This window comes from Streptomyces sp. NRRL F-525 (genome assembly GCF_000716605.1).
Taxonomy (GTDB): Bacteria; Actinomycetota; Actinomycetes; order Streptomycetales; family Streptomycetaceae; genus Streptomyces.
The window spans coordinates 390,762-412,654 of sequence record NZ_JNXE01000002.1; the positions used below are offsets into that span (position 1 = coordinate 390,762).

Annotated in this window: 18 protein-coding genes; 10 read left to right on the forward strand and 8 right to left on the reverse strand. The window is 70.6% G+C overall.

The features are described 5' to 3' along the window. Positions 1-188: 188 nt before the first annotated feature. From OO69_RS04820 to OO69_RS04845, 6 genes are read left to right on the forward strand one after another with little or no spacing between them, the layout of a single operon-like run. Positions 189-602, forward strand: a complete 414-nt coding sequence (locus OO69_RS04820; RefSeq protein WP_033279117.1) for a hypothetical protein — start codon at positions 189-191, stop codon at positions 600-602. Positions 603-627: 25 nt separating this feature from the next. Beyond that, positions 628-2,298 carry a GMC family oxidoreductase gene (locus OO69_RS04825; RefSeq protein ID WP_033279118.1) on the forward strand — a complete coding sequence of 557 codons (1,671 nt, stop codon included), beginning with the start codon at positions 628-630 and terminating at the stop codon, positions 2,296-2,298. 10 nt (positions 2,299-2,308) lie between these two features. Further along, positions 2,309-3,127, forward strand: a complete 819-nt coding sequence (locus OO69_RS04830; RefSeq protein WP_033279119.1) for an ester cyclase — start codon at positions 2,309-2,311, stop codon at positions 3,125-3,127. Positions 3,128-3,168: 41 nt separating this feature from the next. Continuing rightward, the gene (locus tag OO69_RS04835; protein WP_019060080.1) at positions 3,169-3,540 is read left to right on the forward strand and encodes a nuclear transport factor 2 family protein; all 372 of its coding nucleotides are present in this window, start codon (positions 3,169-3,171) and stop codon (positions 3,538-3,540) included. Positions 3,541-3,545: 5 nt separating this feature from the next. Beyond that, positions 3,546-3,995, forward strand: coding sequence for a VOC family protein (locus OO69_RS04840; protein ID WP_033279120.1), 450 nt, complete (start codon positions 3,546-3,548; stop codon positions 3,993-3,995). A gap of 17 nt (positions 3,996-4,012) precedes the next feature. After that, positions 4,013-4,846: an SDR family NAD(P)-dependent oxidoreductase gene (locus OO69_RS04845; protein ID WP_033279121.1), complete on the forward strand. Its 834-nt coding sequence runs from the start codon at positions 4,013-4,015 to the stop codon at positions 4,844-4,846. Between the two features lie 68 nt (positions 4,847-4,914). On the opposite strand, the gene OO69_RS04850 is transcribed toward OO69_RS04845, so the two are convergent. The 7 genes from OO69_RS04850 to OO69_RS04880 form a co-directional block, all read right to left on the reverse strand. Beyond that, positions 4,915-6,546, reverse strand: coding sequence for an FAD-binding oxidoreductase (locus tag OO69_RS04850; protein WP_033279122.1), 1,632 nt, complete (start codon positions 6,544-6,546; stop codon positions 4,915-4,917). A 93-nt stretch (positions 6,547-6,639) separates the two neighbouring features. Continuing rightward, positions 6,640-7,014, reverse strand: a complete 375-nt coding sequence (locus OO69_RS04855; RefSeq protein WP_019060084.1) for an ester cyclase — start codon at positions 7,012-7,014, stop codon at positions 6,640-6,642. A gap of 13 nt (positions 7,015-7,027) precedes the next feature. After that, positions 7,028-8,227: an MFS transporter gene (locus OO69_RS04860; protein ID WP_033279123.1), complete on the reverse strand. Its 1,200-nt coding sequence runs from the start codon at positions 8,225-8,227 to the stop codon at positions 7,028-7,030. A 121-nt stretch (positions 8,228-8,348) separates the two neighbouring features. Beyond that, positions 8,349-9,518, reverse strand: a complete 1,170-nt coding sequence (locus tag OO69_RS04865) for a low temperature requirement protein A (RefSeq protein WP_033279124.1) — start codon at positions 9,516-9,518, stop codon at positions 8,349-8,351. 91 nt (positions 9,519-9,609) lie between these two features. Continuing rightward, the gene (locus OO69_RS04870) at positions 9,610-10,839 is read right to left on the reverse strand and encodes an NAD(P)/FAD-dependent oxidoreductase (protein ID WP_033279125.1); all 1,230 of its coding nucleotides are present in this window, start codon (positions 10,837-10,839) and stop codon (positions 9,610-9,612) included. A gap of 28 nt (positions 10,840-10,867) precedes the next feature. Beyond that, on the reverse strand, positions 10,868-12,271 hold the full coding sequence (locus OO69_RS04875) for an FAD-dependent oxidoreductase (RefSeq protein WP_033279126.1): 1,404 nt from the start codon (positions 12,269-12,271) through the stop codon (positions 10,868-10,870). Further along, positions 12,268-13,707, reverse strand: a complete 1,440-nt coding sequence (locus OO69_RS04880; RefSeq protein ID WP_033279127.1) for an FGGY family carbohydrate kinase — start codon at positions 13,705-13,707, stop codon at positions 12,268-12,270. Before OO69_RS04880 ends, OO69_RS04875 begins: the two co-directional genes overlap by 4 nt. Positions 13,708-13,960: 253 nt before the next feature. Between OO69_RS04880 and OO69_RS04885 the strand changes: the two genes are divergently transcribed. The 3 genes from OO69_RS04885 to OO69_RS04895 all read left to right on the forward strand — a co-directional run bounded on the left by OO69_RS04885 (position 13,961) and on the right by OO69_RS04895 (position 17,835). Next, the gene (locus OO69_RS04885) at positions 13,961-14,959 is read left to right on the forward strand and encodes a hypothetical protein (RefSeq protein WP_033279128.1); all 999 of its coding nucleotides are present in this window, start codon (positions 13,961-13,963) and stop codon (positions 14,957-14,959) included. 34 nt (positions 14,960-14,993) lie between these two features. Next, the gene (locus OO69_RS04890; RefSeq protein WP_033279129.1) at positions 14,994-16,514 is read left to right on the forward strand and encodes an amino acid permease; all 1,521 of its coding nucleotides are present in this window, start codon (positions 14,994-14,996) and stop codon (positions 16,512-16,514) included. Positions 16,515-16,722: 208 nt separating this feature from the next. Then, positions 16,723-17,835: a mechanosensitive ion channel family protein gene (locus tag OO69_RS04895; RefSeq protein WP_033279130.1), complete on the forward strand. Its 1,113-nt coding sequence runs from the start codon at positions 16,723-16,725 to the stop codon at positions 17,833-17,835. Between the two features lie 18 nt (positions 17,836-17,853). Here the strand turns inward: OO69_RS04895 and OO69_RS04900 are convergent, their stop codons facing one another. Next, positions 17,854-19,425, reverse strand: a complete 1,572-nt coding sequence (locus OO69_RS04900; RefSeq protein ID WP_033279131.1) for a M1 family metallopeptidase — start codon at positions 19,423-19,425, stop codon at positions 17,854-17,856. A gap of 210 nt (positions 19,426-19,635) precedes the next feature. Here OO69_RS04900 and OO69_RS04905 point away from each other — a divergent pair, with 210 nt between their 5' ends. Continuing rightward, complete coding sequence (locus OO69_RS04905; RefSeq protein WP_033279132.1) at positions 19,636-21,855, forward strand: NADP-dependent isocitrate dehydrogenase; 2,220 nt, start codon at positions 19,636-19,638, stop codon at positions 21,853-21,855. Positions 21,856-21,893 lie beyond the last annotated feature (38 nt).

The following is a 21,893-nucleotide window of genomic DNA, read 5'->3' on the forward strand; positions in this document are numbered from 1 at the left end:
CCTGGCCATGGATCTTCGACCTGTGAACTGACGGGCGTTCGGCGGGAGTTGCCGCAGCTCTCGCGGCGACTTCGCACAGTGCGGCCGGTCCCCGCGCACGGGCGGCCGGGGCGGGCGCGGTTGTGGGGTGATCGGACGTGTGTCGCTTCCGGACCCCGGGAGCGGAACCCCGACGAGCGGAGACTTTCATGCCGAGCGAACAGACCGGCTCCGACCGGGAGATCGCCGCGTTCGTGCAGCGCTGGTACGACCTGCTGAGCGAGCACGCGCCGGTCGAGGAGCTGCTGCCCTTCGTCGCCGACGAGGGCCTGGTGATGGCCTTCCCGGAGCGGACCCTGTACAGCCACGCGGACTTCCTCGACTGGTACACGGCCGTCGGCGAGGCCTACACCGACCAGAGCCACACCGTGGAGGCGGTCGCCTCCCACGAGGACGGCACCCGTATCGACGTCGACGTCACGGTGGTGTGGACCGCCAAGTCGTCGGCGGACGGCACCGTCTCGTCCTTCCGGATCAACCAGAAGTGGCAGTTGGAACGGTCCACACCGGGTTCCCGTCCGCTGATCGTCGACTACCGGGTCGGCGAGCCGGCCGCGATCTGATTCCCGTCACCTTTTGGAGGCTGACATGCCGTCGAAGTCGGTGCCCTCAGGGGCCGATTACATCGTGGTGGGCGCCGGCTCGGCCGGCTGCGCGGTCGCGGCCCGGCTGAGCGAGGACCCGTCCGTGAGCGTGGTCCTGCTGGAGGCGGGCGGCTGGGACGAGCGCCCCGAGATCCACCGGGCCGACGCGGCCTCGGTCCTCTCGCTGCTCACCGCCGAGTGGCGGAGCGAGATCGACTGGGGCTACGTCACCGAGTCCGAGGCGGGCATGGAGGGCCGCCGTGTCCCCGTGGCCCGTGGCAAGGTCGTCGGCGGCTGCAGTTCCGTCAACGCCCTGATGTGGGTACGCGGCAGCCGCCACGACTACACCCGCTGGGTCGCCGAGGGCGCCACCGGTTGGTCCTACGACGACGTCCTGCCGTTCTTCCGGCAGGCCGAGGACTTCTCGGGCGGCGCCGACGCGTTCCACGGCGTGGGCGGTCCCGTCCGGGTACGGCAGCTCGACCGGCCCGCGCCGATCGCGCGGGCGTTCGTGGCGGGCGCCGGTGAGCTCGGCTACGCCACGGACACCGACGGGGACTACAACGGCGCCCGGCAGGAGGGCTTCGGCTTCCTGTACCAGACGTTCCGCGACGACGCGGGCCACCGGTGCAGCACCGCCGACGCCTATCTGCGCCCGTCCCTGGACCGTTCCAACCTGACCGTGCTCACCGACACCCTGGTCACCCGGCTGCTGCTGGACGGGACCCGGGTCACGGGCATCGAGTACGTCCAGGACGGCGAACGGCGGCAGTTGCGCGCCGAGGGTGAAGTCATCGTGTCCGCCGGGGCGTTCGAGACACCGAAGCTGCTCATGCTGTCCGGGATCGGCCCGGCCGCGCACCTGCGGGAGCACGGCATCCGCTGCGTCCAGGACCTGCCGGGCGTCGGCGCCGGACTCCAGGATCACCTGTTCGTGCCGATCTGCTACCAGTCCCTCCAGGAGCACCCGGACGGGGCACTGCTGTCCGAGGCCGGGCTGTTCACCCACACCCGCGAGGCGGGTCCGGAGGACGCCCCCGACCTTCAATTCACCTTCGGCCCCATCAAGTTCCTACCTGCCGACGCCCCCGCCGACCAGTGGGAGGGCCCCGGCTTCACCTTCGCGCCGATCGCGCTGCGGCCGCAGAGCCGGGGCCGGATACGGCTGCGCGACAGCAGCCCGGAGTCCAACACCGTCGTCAGCGCGGGCTACCTCACCTCCACGGCCGACCTCGACGTCCTGGTCCACGGGGTGCAACTGGCCCGCGAGTTGGCCGCCACCCGGGCCTTCGACCCGTTCCGCGGCGACGAGTTGGGCCCCGGCAAGGACATCACCGGGCCCGAGGAACTGCGCCGGTACATCGCCGCCAACGCGACCACCCTGTGGCACCCGGCCGGTACCTGCCGGATGGGCACGGGCGCGGGCGCCGTCACGGACCCGGAGCTGCGCGTGCACGGCATCGCGGGGCTGCGGATCGCGGACGCGTCGGTGATGCCGTCGATCACCGCGGGCAACACGCACGCGCCCAGCGTCATGATCGGCGAGCGCGCGGCGGCGTTCGTCCGCGAGGCCGCCGCCCCCTCCCGGTCCGCCTCTTCGGAGTCCGTGCCGTCTTCTTCGGAGTCCGTGCCGTCTCTCTCCCAACCGTCCCTGTCCGACGTCCACTTGAGCTAGGGGATGCAGCATGTCCGACCTCGACCAGACCCAGCAGGAGAACCTGGCGCTGTACCGGCGCTTCCTCGACGCGTTCAACTCCGGCGACCTGGCGGAGATCCCCCGGGTCATCGCCGCCGGCTTCACCGACCACCACCCCGGCTTCGACATCACCGGCATCGACTCCTACCTGGAGGCGCTGCGCGGGGCGTACAACTCCCTTGATCTGAAGGGCGAGTTGGACGAACTGTCGGCGCTCGGCGAGGACCGGGTGCTGACCCGGGTCAAGCTGACCGGCACGCATCTCGCGCCGCTGCTCGGCTTCCCGGCCACGGGCCGCAAGGTGGAGTGGTCCACCACCGAGATCTGGCGGGTCGCGGACGGCCTGTTCGTGGAGCGCTGGGCGCAGGACGACATGCTCGGCCTGCGCGAGCAGATCTCCTCGGACGCGTCGAACCTGGCCGTCGTCCAGCAGGTCAGCGACGCCGTCAACCACCGCCGCCTGGACGACCTCGACGACTTGTTCGGCCCGACGTTCCACGACAACAACCCGGCGTGGAGCTGCGAGAGCCTGGCGGAGCTGAAGGGGATCATTCAGGGCGCGTACGACGGGCTCGACTTCTCCGTGCACCTCGACGCGCTGTACCCGGCCTCGCCCGACAAGGTGATCATGCACATCACCTTCCACGGCAAGCACATCGCGCCGTTCTTCGGCCAGGAGCCGACCGGCAAGGAGGTCTCCTGGACCAGCCTCGAGGTCTACCGCCTGGAGGACGGCAAGGTCGTCGAACGCTGGGTGCAGGCCGACACCGCCGGTCTGATGCGCCAGGTCGGCGTCCCGCTCCCCTGATCGATCCCGTACCCCGGAACAGCCACAGAAAGGACGGGCGCATGGACACCCGAGAAGTGGTCGACACGTACTACCGGCTGGCCAACTCCGGCGAGTGGGACGCCTGGTGCGACCTGTTCGCGGCCGACCAGACCATGGACGAACAGCTCGCCGGACACGTCGAGGGCCGCGAGACCCTCCGGGAGATGATGAAGGGCTTCCCGGAGATGTACGCCTCCTTCGCCAACGTCCCCCGGCACGTGGTCGTCGACGGCGAGCAGGCCGCGGTGGTCTCCGACATCACCGGCCGCACCCACGACGGCATCACCGTCGAGGCCAAGGTGTGCAACTACTTCCGCGTCACCGGCGGCCTCATCACCTACTTCGCGAACTTCCACGACAGCGTGCCGTTCGCCGCGGTCACCGGGACGTGACGGCGATGACGACCGCTGCCCAGGCCGGCCTGCGCTGGTCGCACGTCGGCCTCAACTGCAGTGACCAGAAGGCCACGGAGGACTTCTACACCCGGCACTTCGGGTTCGCCCGGGCCCGGGTGGTGGAGGCCGACGGGGTCCGCGTGGTGTTCCTGCGCAACGGCCCCGTCTATCTGGAGCTGTTCGCGACCGACGCGGACGCCCTGTTCACCACGGCGAAGGACGGCCCGGACAACCCCGGCACGGCACGCCATCTCGCGTTCCAGGTCGACGACGTGGACACGTTCCTCGCCGCCGCCGGGGGCGAACTGGCGCCGCTGCTCGGCCCGTTGACCTTCGACGCGTTCATCCCAGGCTGGAAGACGGTGTGGGTGTCCGACCCGGACGGCATCGTGATCGAGGTCAGCCAGGGATACACCGATCAGTCCACCGACGAACTGGCCACGTACGCCTGACAGGAGAGTCCCCCACCATGAGGCCCGTCCCCGACCAGACCATCCTCCTCACCGGCGCCACCGACGGCATGGGCCGCGAGCTGGCCCGTGAACTCGCCGCGCAGGGGGCGTCGTTGATCCTGCACGGCCGCAACCCGGCCAAGGGCGCCGAGCTGCTGGCGGAACTGCGCGCGACCACCGGCAACGACAAGCTCAGCTACGAGCTGGCCGACTTCTCCTCGCTGGAGGACATCCGCAAGCTCGCCGACCGCGTCCTCTCCACCCACGACCGGCTCGACGCGCTGGTGAACAACGCCGGCATCGGCGTCGAGCTGGCCCGCCAGGAGAGCCAGGACGGCCTGGAACTCACCTTCCAGGTCGACTACTTGGCGGCCTACATGCTCAGCTGTCGGCTCGCGCCGCTGCTGGTGCGCTCGGCCCCGGCCCGTATCGTCAACGTCAGCTCCGCGGGCCAGGCGCCGATCAACTTCCGTGACGTGATGCTGGAGCGGAACTGGGACGGGGTGCAGGCCTACTGCCAGGCCAAGCTCGCCCAGATCAGCCTGACCTTCGACCTGGCCGAGCGGCTGCGCGGCACCGGGGTGACGGCCAACGCCCTGCACCCGGCGTCGTACATGCCGACGAAGATGGTGGTGAACCTCTTCACCCCGCAGTCCACGGTCGAGGAGGGTGTGCGCAGCACCCTGCGCATGATCACCGACCCGTCCCTCGACGACGTCACGGGCGCCTACTTCAACCGCACCCAGCGCTCCCGCGCGGGCGCCCAGGCCTACGACGAGCGCGACCGGGCCCGGCTGCGCGCCCTGAGCGAGTCGCTGACCGGGGTGAGCTTCCCGGCCGACCTGGTCTGACCCCGCGCCGGGTAACACCGAGCCCCCGCCTCGTGCACGCGAGGCGGGGGCTTCGTGGTGTGCGGATGCTAGCTCGCGGTGACGGACAGCTTGTGGTGGAACACGTTGCCCGGGTCCCAAGTGGCCTTCACCTGGCGCAACTTGGCGAGGTTGCCCTTGAAGTACAGGGTCTGCCAGGGCACGCCCGAGGTGTTCCAGGCCGGGTCGGTGAGGTCGGTGTCGGGGTAGTTGATGTACGACCCGTCGTTCGTGTCGTTCGGCACCGGGACCCCGCCGGTGTCCGCGTAGAGGTCCCGGTACAGGGCGCGCATCCAGGCGACGTGCCGGTCGTCCTGCGTCGGATCCGGCCAGTACGTAGTGAAGTTGGCCTTCAGGACGGAATCCCGCTGGGCCAGCGCGGTCGCCGTGGACGACACGGTGTTGACCTTGCCGCCGTAGGAGTAGAGCAGGATGCCGGCGTGCCCGTCGTAGGCGGCGTCGGAGAGGTAGCCGTAGAGCGTCTTCGCCTGCGCGGCGGACCAACCCTGGCGCAGATAGGCGCCCTTGGACTTCGTGCGGTTGTAAAGCCCGGTGTCGTAAGGGTCCTTGAGGGTGGTCTTCAGCCAGGGCCAGGAGGAGCGGGCATCCGTGTACGGCACTCCGATACCGCCGGTCACCGCGGCGACGTACGCGTCGAGGAGGGCCGAGGCGTCCGAACGGGTGCCGTCTATCTGGGTGTTGAGGACGAGGCTGCCCTGGATGCGGTTGTAGAGGATGAGGACGCTGTGGAGGCTGTCGTAGGAGGAGCCGGCGACGCTGTTGCGGGCGTGCCAGGTGCCGTGGTTCGCGATCAGGGCGGTGAAGGCGGCCTCCGTGAGGTCGGTCCACTTGATGGCGACCGTCGACTTCAGCAGGGTCTTGGGCGGTCTGGGCAGGAGAGTCGAGGGGTCGGTGCCGGTGGCGTCGGGGGCGCGGAACCAGTAGCGGGTGACGATGCCGAACGTGCCTCCGCCGCCGCCCGTGTGGGCCCACCACAGGTCGCGGTGCGGGTCGTCGGCCTCGCGGGTGGCGACCACGGCACGGGCGGTGCCGGAGGCGTCGACCACGACGACCTCGACGGCGTAGAGGTGGTCGACGACGGCACCGTACTGGCGGCACATCGCGCCGTAGCCGCCGCCCGTGACGTGACCGCCGACGCCCACGGTCGGACAGGTCCCGCCGGGCAGGGACACGCCCCACTCCAGGTACAGGGTGCGGTAGACGTGGCCGAGGGTGGCGCCGCCCTCGACGAGGAAGGCGCGGCGGGTGGGGTCGTAGTGGACCGCGTCCATCTCCGACATGTCGACGAGTATCCGTACGTCCGGGTCGTCGACGAGTGAGTCGAGGCAGTGCCCGCCGCCGCGCACGCCGATGCGTTTGCCCGCGTCGACCGCCTCTTGGACGACGGACACCACCTGCGCGGTGGTGTGGACGAGGCGTATCGAGTCGGGGGCGGCGACGAATCTCGCGTTGTAGCCGCGGGATGTGAGGTCGAGATAGCGGGTGTCCGAGGCGCCGACGGTGACGACGGCGGGGGTGGTGGTGTCCGTGACCGTGGCGTCGGCGGCGAAGGCGCGGCCGGGGGCGACGGTCGCGCCGATGCCTACGGCGGTCGCGGTGCCGAGGAGTCCGCGCCGGGTGAGGCCGGCGGCGGGGCGTGAGTCGGGTTGTCGTCGTGTCACTGCTGTCTCCTTCTTCCGTGATTCTTCCGTGAAAAAACTGCCGCCCAGGAGGCCAGGAGCCTTCTGGGCGGCAGGAGTTGAGGTGGACCGGCGTCAGACGACGTCGTGTCCGCTGACCGTGGTCTCCGGGATCTCGTCGCGGACGTCCCAGTGCTCGGCGATCAGGTCGTTCTCGAGCCGGAAGATCTCCACGACGGCCGAGCCCCGGTCCGTCGACGTGGCGCGGAAGTGGGTGTGCACGAAGACCAGGTCCCCGGAGCCCGCCGCGCGCTTGATCTCGAACCGTGCCTCGGGGAGCTGCTTGCGGAAGCCCTCGATGAACTCCACCAGCGGCTTGCGGCCGTCGGGCAGGTTCGGGTTGTGCTGGATGAGGTCCGCGGCCAGGTACTTGTCGGCCAGGTCGGTCTGCCCCTGGTTCCAGACGGTCTCCAGGTAGTCGCGCACGAAGTGCACCTGGTGGCTGCTCATGAGTTCTCCTTGGCTAACTGATGTGTACAGGTGTGGCGGACTGCTCGGCGACCTTGGCCGCCGACGCCTGCCGGACGGACAGCAGATGGGCCAGCGCGGCGAGGACGAGGACTCCCAGGGCGGCGGCCGGGATGGGGCCCGCGCCCACACCTGGCAGCAGGGAGCTGCCGATGAAGCTGCCGAGGCTCATCCCGAGGTAGAGCGCGGCGGCGTTCAGCGCGAGGATCAACCCCGGCTGCAGCGGCACCAGTTCGACCAGTCGGGCCTGCTGCGGGGCCTGGTAGAGCTGGCTGAAGAAGGCCCAGAACGCGAAGAACTCGAGCCCGGCGGTGGAGTGCGGGGCGACCGGCAACAGGGCGAATCCCAGGGCGAGTCCGATGACGGCGAGGCCCACCGTCCGTTCGCCGCCCAGCCGTTCGGCGATCCGCGGCGCGGACGCGTTGCCCGCGACACCGATCACACCGAAGGCGAGCAGGGTCACCGAGATCAGTCCGGACGAGGCGTCGAAGCGGTCCTTCAGATAGGCGCCCGCGATGCCGTAGACCGTGAACTGGGCGGCCATGAACAGCAGGGTCGTCGAGACCGTGGCCACGGTGGCGGGGGTGTGCAGCGCGCCCCGGTAGGCCTGCACGGTGGGCGGTTCGCCGGCCGGGATCTCGGGGACGAACACGAACACCGTCACGAAGGCGACCGCGGAGAGTACGGCCACACCGAGCAGCGCCGGACGCCACCCGAGGCTGCCGCCCAGGAACGAGGCCAGCGGCACACCGAGTACAGCTGCCGCAGTCATCCCGCCGAAGACGGTGGCGAGGGCCCGCTGCCGGCGCTCCGCCGGGACGATGAGCGCGCCGGCCGCCGAGGCGCCGGGTCCGAAGACGGCGGCGCCCATCGCCGCGAGGACCCGAGTGGCCGTCAGGAAGCCGTAGTTGGGCGCCACGGCTCCGAGCGCGGCGCCCACGGTGAGCAGCCCGATGCCGACGAGGAGGACGCGCTTGCGGTTCCAGCGGCGCAGCAGGATGGGGGCCGAGGGCGCGAAGACCGCGAAGGTGAGCGCGAAGACGGTGACGAGTATGCCCACCGAGGCGGGTTCGACGTGCAGATCGTCCCCGATCGGACCGTTCAGGCCGACGACCGCCAGCGAGATCGTCCCCAGGCTGAAGTAGCCCAGTGAGAGTGACAGCAAGGCCGGTAAGGCGTTGTTGCGGGACGGCATCACGCCACCTCCTCTTCCGAACGGGAAAGGTGCATACGGTGACCGTAGGAGCGGCCCGCGGACCCTCGCGCGCGCCGCGAGACGGACCCCGGCACTGCCCGAGGTCCGTCCCCGCACTACGTCAGGTCGTGCCGAAGGCGCGTGAGCGCAGCACCAGCGGCACGCTCCGGCCGGAGCTGATCAGCCAGTGCTCCACGGCGTTGACCAGCAGGAGCAGCAGAGCGGTCAGGGCCAGCACGGCGAGGGCAGGCACCAGCGGTGCCACGGCGGCGGCGGCCAGCAGCACGAGGCCGCAGTAGAAACGGGTGGCGGACGCGGCGCCGAACATCCGGCGGCGCGTGTAACAGAACGTGAGCAGGATCAGGGCGGCACCGACCGGCAGCAGTCCGGCGGCACCGGAGTGCGGGATCCGCAGCGGGTCGTGGACGGTGCGTACGGCGCCGACGGAGACCAGCAACAGCCCGGCGACCAGGACGAGATGGCCGTAACTGAGGACGTCCCGGACGACGATCGCGGGGGTGGGGTGGGTGCGCAGGGCGTGGGCGACGGCCGAGGCGACGAGGTGGAAGTAGAGCCACCACAGGGCGCACCCGATGAGGAAGGCGAGGACGAGCGCGGTCAGGCTGACCGGGTCGAGCGGTCCCTTGGCGATTCCGGCGCCCACGGAGAAGATGTTCTCGCCGAGGGCGATGATGATGAACAGGCCGAACCTTTCCGGGAGATGGTTGACCCCGAAGGCCAGCCGCCGCAGATGGCCGCTGAGCAGGACGGGCGCCGCCAGCTCGGCGACCACGGCGACCGCCCAGCACACCTCGCGCCAGGGGGCGGGGAGCGTGGCGGCGCCGAACAGCACGAGCGCGAAGGCGAGTCCGGCCCGGTAGGGGTGGATGGTGTAGAGCGCGCACTCCCTGCGGATGGCCTCGCCGATGAGCAGGCGCAGGGCGAGGTAGCTGCCCGCGTACAGCAGGGCCTGTTCCCGGTTGTTCAGGGCCTGCGGGGCGGCAACTGCCATGCCGTAGACGGCGAGTGCGGTCAGCATCAGGAACACCCGCTGGAGACTGGTCTCGTGCACGGCGTTCATCGCCATGACGACGTCCACCCAGGCCCACCACAGCGGGACGAGCACGAGCAGACACTGTCCCAGCACGGGCCAGGTGGCGTGCCCGGCGAGCAGGTGCGCGACCTGGCCCACGCCGAACGCGAGGACCAGATCGAAGAAGAGCTCCGCCCAGGTGGCCCGGTCACGCACCTGAACGGCCGGGACGGTCGTTGTCGCGGTTGCGTCGGTCATCGTCGTATCGGGACACGGGAGGGAGCGGCGAACACGGAATGCGCGAAGTCGCCACCTATTGCGGCAAGTTGACCGCCCGGCTGTCCGAACTTCAGCGCTCGGCGAGCGTCACCCGCACCGGCCCGCCCGTCACGTCGACGAGCCGGTTCCATTCCGCCGACAGGGTCAACGTGCGGTTCGGCACGGCCGTCCCCAGCCACTCCTTGTGCAACAGCCGCCCGTCCTGGACGACTTGCAGGACCGGCCGGTTCAGCAGGGTCGAGGTGCGCAGGACGTACGGGTGGTCGTCGCCCGGGGCGACCCGGTTCGGGGCGATCCACCGCAGGGGCGGTATGACGAGTAGGGGAACTCCAGGGCGGGACCACCCGCCGCCGTCGAGCAACTCCAGGACACCGGCGGCGACATGAGCGCCGTCGCGGACGGCGGTGGCCGCGCTCTCCACGGGGTGCAGCACACTGCCTGCGGCGAACACACCGGGCCTGGAGGTGTGCAGGGCTCCGTCGACGGCGGGGCCCCGGGTGCCGGGGTCCAGGTCGAGACGGCCCCGCCGGGCGAGTTCGTGATCGGGCACGAAGTCACCGGTGAACACGACCGTGTCACAGGCCAGTTGGGCAGTACGGCCGTCCCGGTGCCGGACGCGAACGCCGGACAGCCGTCCGTGGCCGAGGAGTTCGGTGACCGTGGTGTCGGTGAGGAGGGGGATGCCGTGGCGGAGGCGGGCGTTGTGGGTGCGGGCGATGGTCGCCTGGGAACGGTCCAACTCGGTGACCACGGCGACGACCTGGGCTCCGGCGGCGCGGGCGGTGTCGGCGGCGGAGTAGGACACGTCCTCGGCACCGACGATGACGGCCCGATTACCGATCCGCTGCCCGTACAAATGCGCCGCCTGCTGCAACTCCCCTGTGGTGTACACCCCGTTGGGGCGGGTCCCCGGCACCAGCCGGGCCGCGCGCGGCCGTTCGCGGGCACCGGTGGCGAGGACGACGGCTGCCGCGCGGATGGTCTCCGGCCCTTGCGGGCCAACGGTGTTCAGGGCCAACGGCCCCGCCCAGTCGAGAGCGGTGATCCCGGTACGGACGAAGGCTCCGGCACGCACGGCGGCGCCCAGGATCAGGCGGGCGTACGCGGGCCCGGTGAGCGGACGCGTCCAGGTGCCGAAGCCGCCGTGGTGGCAGTACCGGGGCACTCCCCCGGCCTGCTGTTCCCGGTCCAGGACTTCGACGCGGGCGACTCCGGCGGCGGCGAGGCGTGCGGCTGCGGCGAGCCCTGCGGGGCCGGCGCCGACGACGAGGACGTCGACTTGGCGTTCCGGGCGGGTCATGGGCTGGTGCCTTCGCGCGTCGGATGGATCATGCCCCGGCCCCTTCGAACAACTCCCGCAGGGCCGCCCCGCAGTAGAACCCCTGACACCGCCCCGCCCGTGCCCGCGTCCGCCGACGCAGTCCGTCGAGGCTGCGCGGCGGCACCGTACTCGCGAGCGCGTCCCGGATCTCGCCGCGCGAGACGCGCTCGCAGTGGCAGACGAGGGTGCCGTACTCCGGGTCCGCGGCGACGAGTTGGGCGTTCTGGTGGGGGCGCGGGTGTGCGTCGCCGAGGTTCGGCATGCTGACCAGGTCCAAGTCCCGCGCCGGGCCGAGGTCCAGGCCCGTGTCGGCCAGCAGCTCGGTGACATGCGCGGCGATGGCCATGGACGCCGTCAGGCCGGTGGAACGGATGCCGCCGACCGTGATGTACGCCTGCTCGGGGTGGGCGGTGATGCGGTAGTCGTCCTGTTCGGTGGCCGCGCGCAGACCGGCGTAGACGGCGGTGACCTCCTCGTCGAGCAGCGCGGGGAGGATCCGTTCGCCCTTCTCCCGCAGCAGGGCGAGTCCTTCGGCCGTGGAGCCGGTCGCCCGCTTGTCGTCCAGATCCTCGGCGGTGGGGCCGAGGAGCAGGTTGCCGTAGACGGTCGGGGTGACGAGGACGCCCTTGCCGAGTGCCGTGGGGACGGGCAGGAGGATGTGGTGGAGCAGGTCGCGGGCGAGCTTGTCGAAGACAATCAGCTGGCCCCGGCGCGGGGTGACCGTGAAGTCGTGGTGGCCGAGGTGACGGTCGAGGGTGTCGGCGTGCAGTCCGGCCGCGTTGATGAGGTGCCGGGTGCGGAGGGTGCCTCGGGCGGTGGTGAGGAGGTGAGCACCATCTCGCCAACTGACGTCACTCACCGGTGAGTTGAGGTGAAGGTCGACACCGTGCCGGACCGCCTGGGTCGCGTACGCCAGTGTCGTCGTCCAGGGGCAGATGATGCTCTCGCCGGGCACGTGCAGGGCGCCGAGCGCGCCCGGGCCGAGATGCGGTTCGCGTTCATAGAGTTCGGGAGGGTCGATCAGGCGGGTGTCACCGTATTCATTCCGTACGGCCTTCTCCGCCAAGTGCGGTAGCGCGGCGAGCTGTTCCTCGTCCCAGGCCACGAGCAGCGCGCCCACCGGTTCGACGGCGATGCCCGACTCGGCGGCGTACGCGGTGAGTTGGCGTGCCCCTTCGCGGACGAGCTGTGCTTCGAGGGAACCCGGTACCGCGTCGAATCCGGTGTGCAGGATCGCGGTGTTCGCCTTCGAGGTGCCCTGGCCGACGTCGTCCTGGGCCTCGACGAGGGCCACGCGCAGGCTCGGATGACGGGCCAACTCGCGGGCGATCGCGCAGCCGACCACGCCCGCGCCCACCACCGTCACGTCGTAACTCCCCGACGTCAGGGGTCCGTTGGCCGTGACCGTCATGCAGGGGCCCGGTCGAGCAGTGCCGTCACTTCGGTGCGGAACGCGGCGAGGCGTTCGGCCGCGTGGTCGGGGGTGATGCGCGGTTCGTAGACGGCGGCGGGTTTCCAGTCGGGCAGGGCGTCGGCGAGCGACAGCCCTGGTTCCGCGCCGAGTTGGGCCAGTGCGCCCACGCCGAGGGCGGTCGCGTCGGGCAGCGCCGATACCTCGACGGGGCGTTGGAGGAGATCGGCCTGCGTCTGCATGAGCAGGGCCGAGCGGGTCAGGCCGCCGTCGACGCGCAGGACGTCCAGGGGTGTGCCGAGGTCGGTCGCGGCGGCCTCGGCGAGTTCGACGACCTGGGCGGCGAGGCCCTCGCACAGGGCGCGGACCAGGTGTCCGGAGGTGGTGTCGAGGCCGAGGCCGGTGAGGGAGCCGCGCACGTCGCCGCGCCACCAGGGGGCGGCGAGCCCGGCGAGGGCCGGTACGAAGGTGACGCCCCCGCTGTCGGGTACCGCGCCGCCCACCCGGTCCAGGTCGGCGGCGCCGCTGATGACGCCGAGGTCGGCGAGCCACCGTACGGCGGACGCGGCCGTGTAGACCTGACCGTCGAGGCAGTAACTGGTCCGCCCGCCGAGCCGCCACGCCACGCAGCTCACCAGGCCCGAATTACCGCGCCGGGGTGTGTCGCCGGTGTGCGCGAGGAGGAACGCCCCAGTGCCGTAGGTGCACTTGGCGGCGCCGGGTGCGGTGACGCGCTGGGCGAGGAGGGCTGCCTGCTGGTCCACGACGAGGCCGGTGAGGGGGATCTCCGCGCCGAACGCCGTTGTCGTACCGATGAGTTCGGCGCAGTCGACGACGCCCGGGAGGCGTTCCCCGGAGAGGCCGTAGAGGTCGAGGGCGCGGGGTGACCAGGCGGCCTTGTCGAGGTCGAGGAGCTGGGTGCGGCCCGCGGTCGCCGCGTCGGTGACGTGGGTGCCGGTGAGGCGGTGGACGATCCAGGAGTCGCTGGTGGTGACCATGCCGTCGCGGGTGAGGTGGCGGCGGATCCAGGCCATCTTGGGTGCGGCGAAGTACGGGTCGAGCGGGAGGCCGGTCAGATGGCGCAACTCGTCGGCGTGCTCGGCGAGTTCGGCGCAGACGCTCTCCGCCCGCCGGTCCTGCCAGACGAGAGCGTCGGTGAGCGGCATTCCGGTGTCGGGGTCCCAAGCCAGGACGGTCTCACCCTGGTTGGCGAGGCCCAGTGCCGTCACGGGTTCGTCGGCCTCGGCGAGCGCCCGGCGCCCGGCGACGATGACCGAGTCGTACAGTTCCTCGGGGTCGGCCTCGACCAGGCCGCCCGGCAGTCGGCGGGTCCCCACCGAGACGAACCCGGTGCCGATCACGCCGCGTTCGGGACAGATCACCAGGGCCTTCGTGCCGGATGTTCCCTGGTCGACGGCGAGTACCGGACCCGTCATACCACCCCTCCCGTAGATCACCGCACGACAGACTGCCGCCGCTCCGCACCGCACGTCAAGGGTTTCTGATCATCGCTCAACTCGCAGATATATCTGCCGAGTTGGGGACGATCGGGAAACCACCGGTGATGCGGAACGCGCGCCTCTATAGTGACCGCGGACCGACATGATCTCCTCGACCGCCGCCCGCAGGAGGGCTGTTGTTACTCCACTTTGCCGTCATGCCCGTCAACCGCCTTGCGGCGGACGGCTGATGGCGAGAGACGGAGCACGTCCCGCCTACGATCCCGCCGGCCACGACACGGCCCTGCGCGCGGCGCTGCAGGATCTGCGGACCGGGCGCTGGATGGCGATGCGCGGTCTGCTCGCCGGCACCACCCAGTGGTGGCAGTGGACGCAGCGCACCCAGGTCCTGGCGGCAGCGGCGGCCGGTACCGACGTGGTGCGGGCCTGGCTCGCGGAGGAGCCGGACAGTGTGCCGGGCGCGGTGATGCGGGCCCGGGTCGCGGTGGAGCGCGCGCTGCGGGCGCACCGCGAGAAGCACCGTCGTACGCACGAACTGTGGGTCGAGGCCTGGGACGCGAGCGAGAGCGCGACCCGGGTCGCGCCCCACGACCCGGTGCCGTGGGTGTGTCTGCTGGCGCTCGCGCAGATCGACCGGGACCAGCGCTGGGACGAGCACCGGGCCGAGCCGCCGGAGCCGATGCTGCCGACGGGCCCGTGGGGGCTGCTGGCCGAGGCCGACCGGCGCGACCCGTTCAACCGCGAGGCGTACCACCGGATGCTGCAGTTCCTGTACGCGCGGGCGTCCTCGGGGCGGCCGACGGAGGCGGTCGGCTACGCGCACTGGGCGGCGGAGTCGGCGCCGCGGGGTTCCGCGCTGCACGTCCTGCCGCTGTATGTGCGGGTCGAGCGGTACCGGCGCGGCGGTGGGCAGGACGCCGCGCTCGATCTGCACTGGGTGGCGGAGGACGCCGGCCGTGAGGCGCGCAGCGCCCTGCACCTCTGGTTCGAGCACACGCACATGGCCGAGCGCTCCCTGCTGGACCTGAACCATCTCGCCCACGCGCTGTGGGGCGCGCTCCAATTCCCGGACGCGGCCCGGGTGTTCGACGCGCTCGGCCCGTACTACACGGCCGTGCCGTGGGCCTACCGCACCCCGCGGCCGGGCGGTCCGGCCCAGGCGGCGGAGGTGTTCGTGCAGGCCCGCGCCCGCTGCCGGGCGGCCCGCGATCCCGGTGGGCGCCCCTGAGACCCCCGCACCCCCCAACCCCGGAGGTTCCGTCTTGTCGACCCTCAATTCCGCCGGCGATCAACAGCACGACGAGGAACAGCGCCTGCGCGAACTCGGCTACCGGCCGGTGCTCGCCCGCCGCATGGGCGGTTTCGGCAACTTCGCGATCAGCTTCTCGGTGATCTCGATCCTGTCCGGCTGCATGACCCTGTACGGCTTCGGCATGGGCGCGGGCGGCCCCGCCGTGATGCTGTGGGGCTGGGCGGGCGTGGGCCTGTTCGTGCTCTGCGTGGGCCTAGCGCTGGCCGAGGTCACCAGCGCGTATCCGACCTCGGGCGCCCTGTACTACATGGCCGACCGGCTCGGCGGCCGCCGCTGGGGCTGGTACACGGGCTGGCTGAATCTGCTCGGTCTGCTGGGCGCGATCGCCGGTATCGACTACGGCGCGGCCCTGTTCACCGGCGCCTTCGCGAGCATCCAGTGGGGCTTCGAGCCGACGCCCGGCAAGACGATGCTGATCTTCCTCGGCATCCTGCTGCTGCACGCGTTACTCAACCTCTTCGGCGTCCGGTTGGTCAGCGTGCTCAACTCGATCAGCGTCTGGTGGCACCTGGCGGGAGTCGCGGTCATAGTCGGCGCGCTGGCGATCGTCCCGGACCACCACCAGTCGGCGTCCTTCGTGTTCACGAAGTTCGTCAACGACACCGGCTGGTCAAATCCCGTGTACGTGGCGGCGATTGGCCTGCTGCTGGCCCAATACACCTTCTCCGGCTACGACGCCTCGGCGCACCTGTCCGAGGAGACGTCGAACGCGTCGGTGTCGGCGGCACGCGGCATCGTCCGCTCGATCTGGGTCTCGTGGATAGCGGGTTTCGTCCTGCTCGCGGGCCTCACCTTCGCGATCCAGGACTACGCGGGCACGCAGAACAGCAGCACCGGGGTGCCGCCGGCGCAGATCCTCCTCGACGGCCTCGGCACGGACGGCGCGAGCGCCCTGCTCCTCGTGGTGATCGTGGCGCAGCTGTTCTGCGGCAACGCCGAGGTCGCCGCGGCCAGCCGCATGGTCTTCGCGTTCAGCCGGGACAAGGCGCTCCCCGGCTCGGCACTGTGGCGCAAGGTCAGCAGCCGCACGCAGACCCCGGTGGCCGCCGTATGGCTGGCGGTGGTGGCCGCCGGAGTGCTCGCGCTGCCTTCCCTGTACTCGACGACGGCATACGGCGCGGTCACCGCGATCAACGTCATCGGCATCACCCCCGCGTACGCCATCCCCGTGTTCCTGCGCCTGCGCGCGGGGGACCGTTTTCAGCCGGGCCCGTGGAGCCTGGGACGGTGGAGCAAGCCGGTCGGCTGGGTCGCGGTCGTCTGGGTGGCGTGCGTCACCGTGCTGTTCTGCCTGCCGCAGTCCTCGCCGGTCACGGTCGACTCGATGAACTACGCGTCCATCGCCCTCGCCGTCGTCCTGATCCTGGCCAGTGTGTGGTGGTACGTCGCCCGCCGTTCCTACGGCACCCCGACCACCGCGGCCTACGGCTCCGACCGCGACCAGGCCGAGCTCGCCGAGGGAATCGTCTGAAAGCCGTGCTCACAGCCCCGGACGAGGTACGAACTCCCCGTCCGGATACGGCAGGATGAGCGGTCGCGCCGGTCGGAGAACCGTTCCGGCCGACGCGACCGCACTACCAGCAATGCCCGTACTTCGAGCAGGTGGACAACGTGACGACTCTTCACATCCGGCCGTCGGCGGCGCCCTTCGCCACCGTTTCTCTCCCCGGAGGTGACCGGTGAACCGCACGCCCACCCTGGACGACTTCATGCTCGCCGGAATAGCGCTGGCCTCGGGCCTGTTGGCGGCGTTCCTGCTGCGGATACTGCTGCGCTGGCTCGGCAAGCACGCCGACCGCACCCGCTGGAGCGGCGACGACGTGATGGTCGACGCGCTGCGCAGCGTCCTGCCGTGGTCGGCGGTCATCGGCAGCGCGGCGGTCGCCGGGGCGGTGCTGCCGCTGACGCACACGGTCCAGCACCAGGTGAACCAGACCCTTCAGGTGCTGATCATCCTGGCCGTGACGGTGTCGGCGGCCCGGGTGATAGCGGGACTGGTCCGGGCGGTCACCAACTCCCGCTCCGGGGTGGCCGGTTCGGCCACGATCTTCGTCAACATCACCCGGATACTGGTCCTGGCCATCGGCTTCCTGGTGATGCTCCAGACGCTGGGCATCTCGATAGCGCCCATGCTCACCGCCCTGGGCGTCGGCGGTCTCGCCGTCGCGCTGGCTCTTCAGGACACCCTCGCGAACCTGTTCGCGGGCATCCACATCCTCGCCTCGAAGACCGTGCAGCCCGGCGACTACATCAAGCTGAGCAGCGGCGAGGAGGGCTACGTCGAGGACATCAACTGGCGTCAGACGACGGTACGGGCGCTCTCCAACAACCTCGTGGTGATACCGAACGGCCAGCTCGCCAAGACGAACATGACCAACTTCATGCGTCCCGAGCAGGAGTTGACGATCCTGGTCCAGGTGGGCGTCGGCTACGACAGCGACCTGGAGCATGTCGAGGAGGTGACCATGGAGGTCATCGCCGAGGTCATGACCGACATCACCGGCGCGATCCCGGAGCACGAACCGGCCATCCGCTTCCACACGTTCGGCGACTCCAGGATCGGCTTCACGGTGATCCTCGGTGTCGGGGAGTTCAGCGACCAGTTCCGCATCAAGCACGAGTTCATCAAGCGCCTGCACAAGCGCTACCGCGCCGAGGGCATCCGCATCCCGGCGCCGACCCGCACGGTGGCACTCCAGCAGGGGTCGCTCCCACCGGGGGCTGTCGGCATACCGCAACAGCGGATCCCCGAGGACGAGCCGGGCGAAGTCCCCTCCACCCGGCTCGACTGACCTGACCGGTCAACTCCCTCAGAGGGTCGCCGAGTTGTCGCGGTAGTGCCCGCCGTTCCGGCTGTGCGGGACGGTGAGGGACGGGTTCACGGGCGTCACCGTCCAGTCCGGATGACCGGGCATGCGCGGCGTCGCCGTACCGTACAGCCAGTCCCGCAGGAAGCCGGACAGGTCCTGGCGGGCGATCTTCGACGCGACGGCAATGTAGTCCTCCGTCGTCGCCGAGGAGTCGCGGTACCGGGCGAGGAAGGCGCGCTCGACGGCGTGGAAGGTGTCCTCGCCGATGAACTCCCGCAGGGCGTACAGGACCAGGACGCCGCCCAAGTAACGCTGGTCGTCGAAGAGGTTGACCGCGTTCGGGGCGGCGACAGGGCCCGAGTCGTGGCGCCACTGGTCGCCGCGCGCGTAGGTGTCCTTCATGCGGGCGTCCATCGTGGTGAGGCCGAGGGAGTCGGGCCAGCCGCGCTCGTAGCGGTAGAGGAGTCCGTAGAAGTCGGCGTGGCCCTCGTTCAGCCAGAGGTCGGCCCAGGTGGCGGGGCTGACGCTGTTGCCGAACCAGGAGTGGACCAGCTCGTGCATCATGTGCGAGCCGATCTTGCTCTCCGCCTGGAGCAGGAAGTTCGGCTTGTACAGGGTGAGGGTCTGGGTCTCAAGTCCCGTGAAATCAAAGGCGTTCGGGGCGTCCGAGTTGCAGGGCAGCAGTCCGTACGTCTCGAACGGGTAGGCCCCCAGGCGCTGTTCGAGCCACTCGACGAGGCCGGGGGTCAGCGCGAGCGCCGGTTCCAGGGCGGCGGCGCGCGCGGTCGGCACGACGTCCCGCAGCCGCAGCCCGTGCGGGCCCTGCCGCTCCTTGATCACGTAGTCGCCGACGGTGATCTGCACCAGCTCGGTCGCCATCGGTGAGCGCGAGCGGTAGCTGAACGCGGTCCGGTCGCCGTCCAGCCGCTCGGTGCACACCAGTTGACCGTTCGCGACCCCGCGCAGCCCGTCCGGGACGGTGATCCGGAACGTGAAGTCGGCCTTGTCGCTGGGGTGGTCGTTGCAGGGGAAGACGGTGTGTGCCAGGTTCGGCTGACCGCACACCGCGAAACCGTCGGGGGTGATGACCCAGCCGCCGGTGGGCGCGGCGGCGCGGGCCGGGTCGACGGAGTACTCCATGCAGACGGTGACCCGGGCCCTCGCCGGGAGCGTCCTGGCGGGCGTGATCCGCAGCTTCTCGCCGGCCTGCTCGAAGTCGGCCCCACGGCCCTGGACGCGGACCGTGCCGATGTCGAGGCCGAGGGCGTCGAGGGAGAACCGGGTCAGGGCTTCGGTCGTGCGGAGTTCGATCGTGGCCGTGCCGTCGACGAGCTTGGTCGTCGGATCGTAGGCGAGGTCGAGGTCGTAGGAGAGGACTCGGTAGCCGTCGTTGCCGAGACTCGGGTACACCGGGTCGTCGAGGGTCTCGGCGCCCTCGGTGCCGTGCCCCCGTCCGGTCGTCCCGTCACCGTTCCCCCGTCCGGCCGCGAAGGCCGGGGAACCCGCGGTCAGTGCCGTGGCCGTACCGATCAGGGCGGCCACCGGGGCCGTCACTCTGGTGCGATATCTCATGATCCGCTTTCGCTCGGGCGGCCGGGTGGTCAGCTCCGGCCGTCGGTCAGTAAAGGCGATCCACCCCGTACTGACTACCGAACCGGTCGGTCGGTTGCCCTCGCTGGACGCGCGGGTCCTCGCACGGTGCGGACGGACCGCTGTCGAGGGGGACCGGATGAGGAGATATCTTGATGTCGAGCAATGTTGCAGACGTGGAGCGGAGCACCGGTGACTGACTCGACCATCATCTATACGCACACTGACGAGGCCCCGGCCCTGGCGACGTATTCCTTCCTGCCGGTGGTCCAGGCGTACGCCTCGCAGGCGGGTGTCGCCGTGACCACGCGGGACATCTCGCTGGCGGGGCGCATCATCGCCGTGTTCCCGGAGTACCTCACCGAGGACCAGCGGATCCCGGACGCCCTGCACGAGCTGGGCGAACTGGCGAAGACGCCCGAGGCCAACATCATCAAGCTGCCGAACATCTCGGCGTCCATCCCGCAGCTCAAGGCCGCCGTGGCCGAGCTGCAGGAGCAGGGTTACGCGCTGCCGAACTACCCGGACGACCCGAAGAGCGACGAGGAGCGGGACATCCAGTCCCGTTACGACAAGATCAAGGGCTCCGCGGTCAACCCGGTCCTGCGCGAGGGCAACTCCGACCGGCGCGCCCCCGCCTCGGTCAAGAACTACGCCAAGACCCACCCGCACCGCATGGGCGCCTGGTCGGCGGACTCGAAGACCAATGTCGCCACCATGGGCGAGAACGACTTCCGCTCCACCGAGAAGTCCGTGACGATCGCCGAGGCCGGTTCGCTGAAGATCGAGCTGGTCGCCGCGGACGGCACCACCACCGTGCTGCGCGAGTCCGTACCCGTCCTGAAGGACGAGGTCGTCGATGCCTCCGTGCTGCACGTGGCCGAGCTGCGCTCCTTCCTCACCGCGCAGATCGCCCGCGCCAAGGCCGAGGACATCCTGTTCTCCGTGCACCTCAAGGCCACGATGATGAAGGTCTCCGACCCGATCATCTTCGGCCACGTGGTCCGCGCCTTCTTCCCGAAGACCTTCGAGCAGTACGGCGCCACGCTCGCCGCCGCCGGTCTCTCCCCGAACGACGGTCTCGGCGGCATCCTCAAGGGCCTGGCCGCGCTGCCCGAGGGCGACGCGATCAAGGCCTCCTTCGACGCGGAGATCGCCGAGGGCCCCGCGCTCGCGATGGTCGACTCCGACAAGGGCATCACCAACCTGCACGTGCCGTCCGACGTCATCGTCGACGCCTCGATGCCGGCCATGATCCGCACCTCCGGCCACATGTGGGGCCCTGACGGCGCGGAGGCGGACACCCTCGCGGTGCTCCCGGACTCCTCCTACTCCGGCGTCTACCAGGCCGTCCTGGACGACTGCCGCGCCCACGGCGCCTACGACCCCTCGACCATGGGCTCGGTGCCGAACGTCGGCCTCATGGCGCAGAAGGCCGAGGAGTACGGCTCGCACGACAAGACCTTCGAGGTCCCGGCCGCCGGTACGGTCCGCCTCGTCGACCAGGCCGGCAATGTCGTCCTGGAGCAGGCGGTCGCCAAGGGTGACATCTTCCGCGCCTGCCAGACCAAGGACGCCCCGATCAAGGACTGGGTGAAGCTCGCCGTCACCCGCGCCCGCGCCACGGGCAACCCGGCGGTGTTCTGGCTGGACGAGACCCGTGCGCACGACGCGCAGCTGATCGCCAAGGTCAACGCGTACCTGCCGGAGCACGACACCGAGGGCCTGGACATCCGGATCCTCGCGCCGGTCGAGGCGACCCAGCTGTCGGTGGAGCGCATCCGCCGCGGCGAGGACACCATCTCCGTCACCGGCAACGTGCTGCGCGACTACCTGACCGACCTCTTCCCCATCCTGGAGCTGGGCACCAGCGCCAAGATGCTGTCGGTCGTCCCGCTGATGGCGGGCGGCGGCCTCTTCGAGACGGGCGCCGGCGGCTCCGCGCCGAAGCACGTGCAGCAGCTGGTCAAGGAGAACTACCTGCGCTGGGACTCACTCGGTGAGTTCTTCGCGCTGGTCCCCTCCCTGGAGCAGTACGCGACGTTCACCGGCAACGCCCGCGCCCAGGTCCTCGCGGACACCCTCGACCGCGCCACGGCGACCTTCCTCAACGAGGACAAGTCCCCGACCCGTCGCGTCGGCGGCATCGACAACCGCGGCAGCCACTTCTTCCTGTCCCTGTACTGGGCCCAGGAGCTGGCCGCGCAGACCGACGACGCGGACCTCGCGAAGGCGTTCGCGTCCCTCGCCGAGACCCTCGCGGGCGCCCAGGAGCAGATCGTCGAGGAGCTCGGCGCGGTCCAGGGCAGCCCGGCCGACATCGGCGGCTACTACCAGCCCGACCCGGCCAAGGCCGCGAAGGTCATGCGCCCGTCGACGACGTGGAACGAGGCGCTGGCTTCCCTGAGCTGACGCGGCGAGCCCGAGGGCTCTTGTCGACCGCTGCCCCG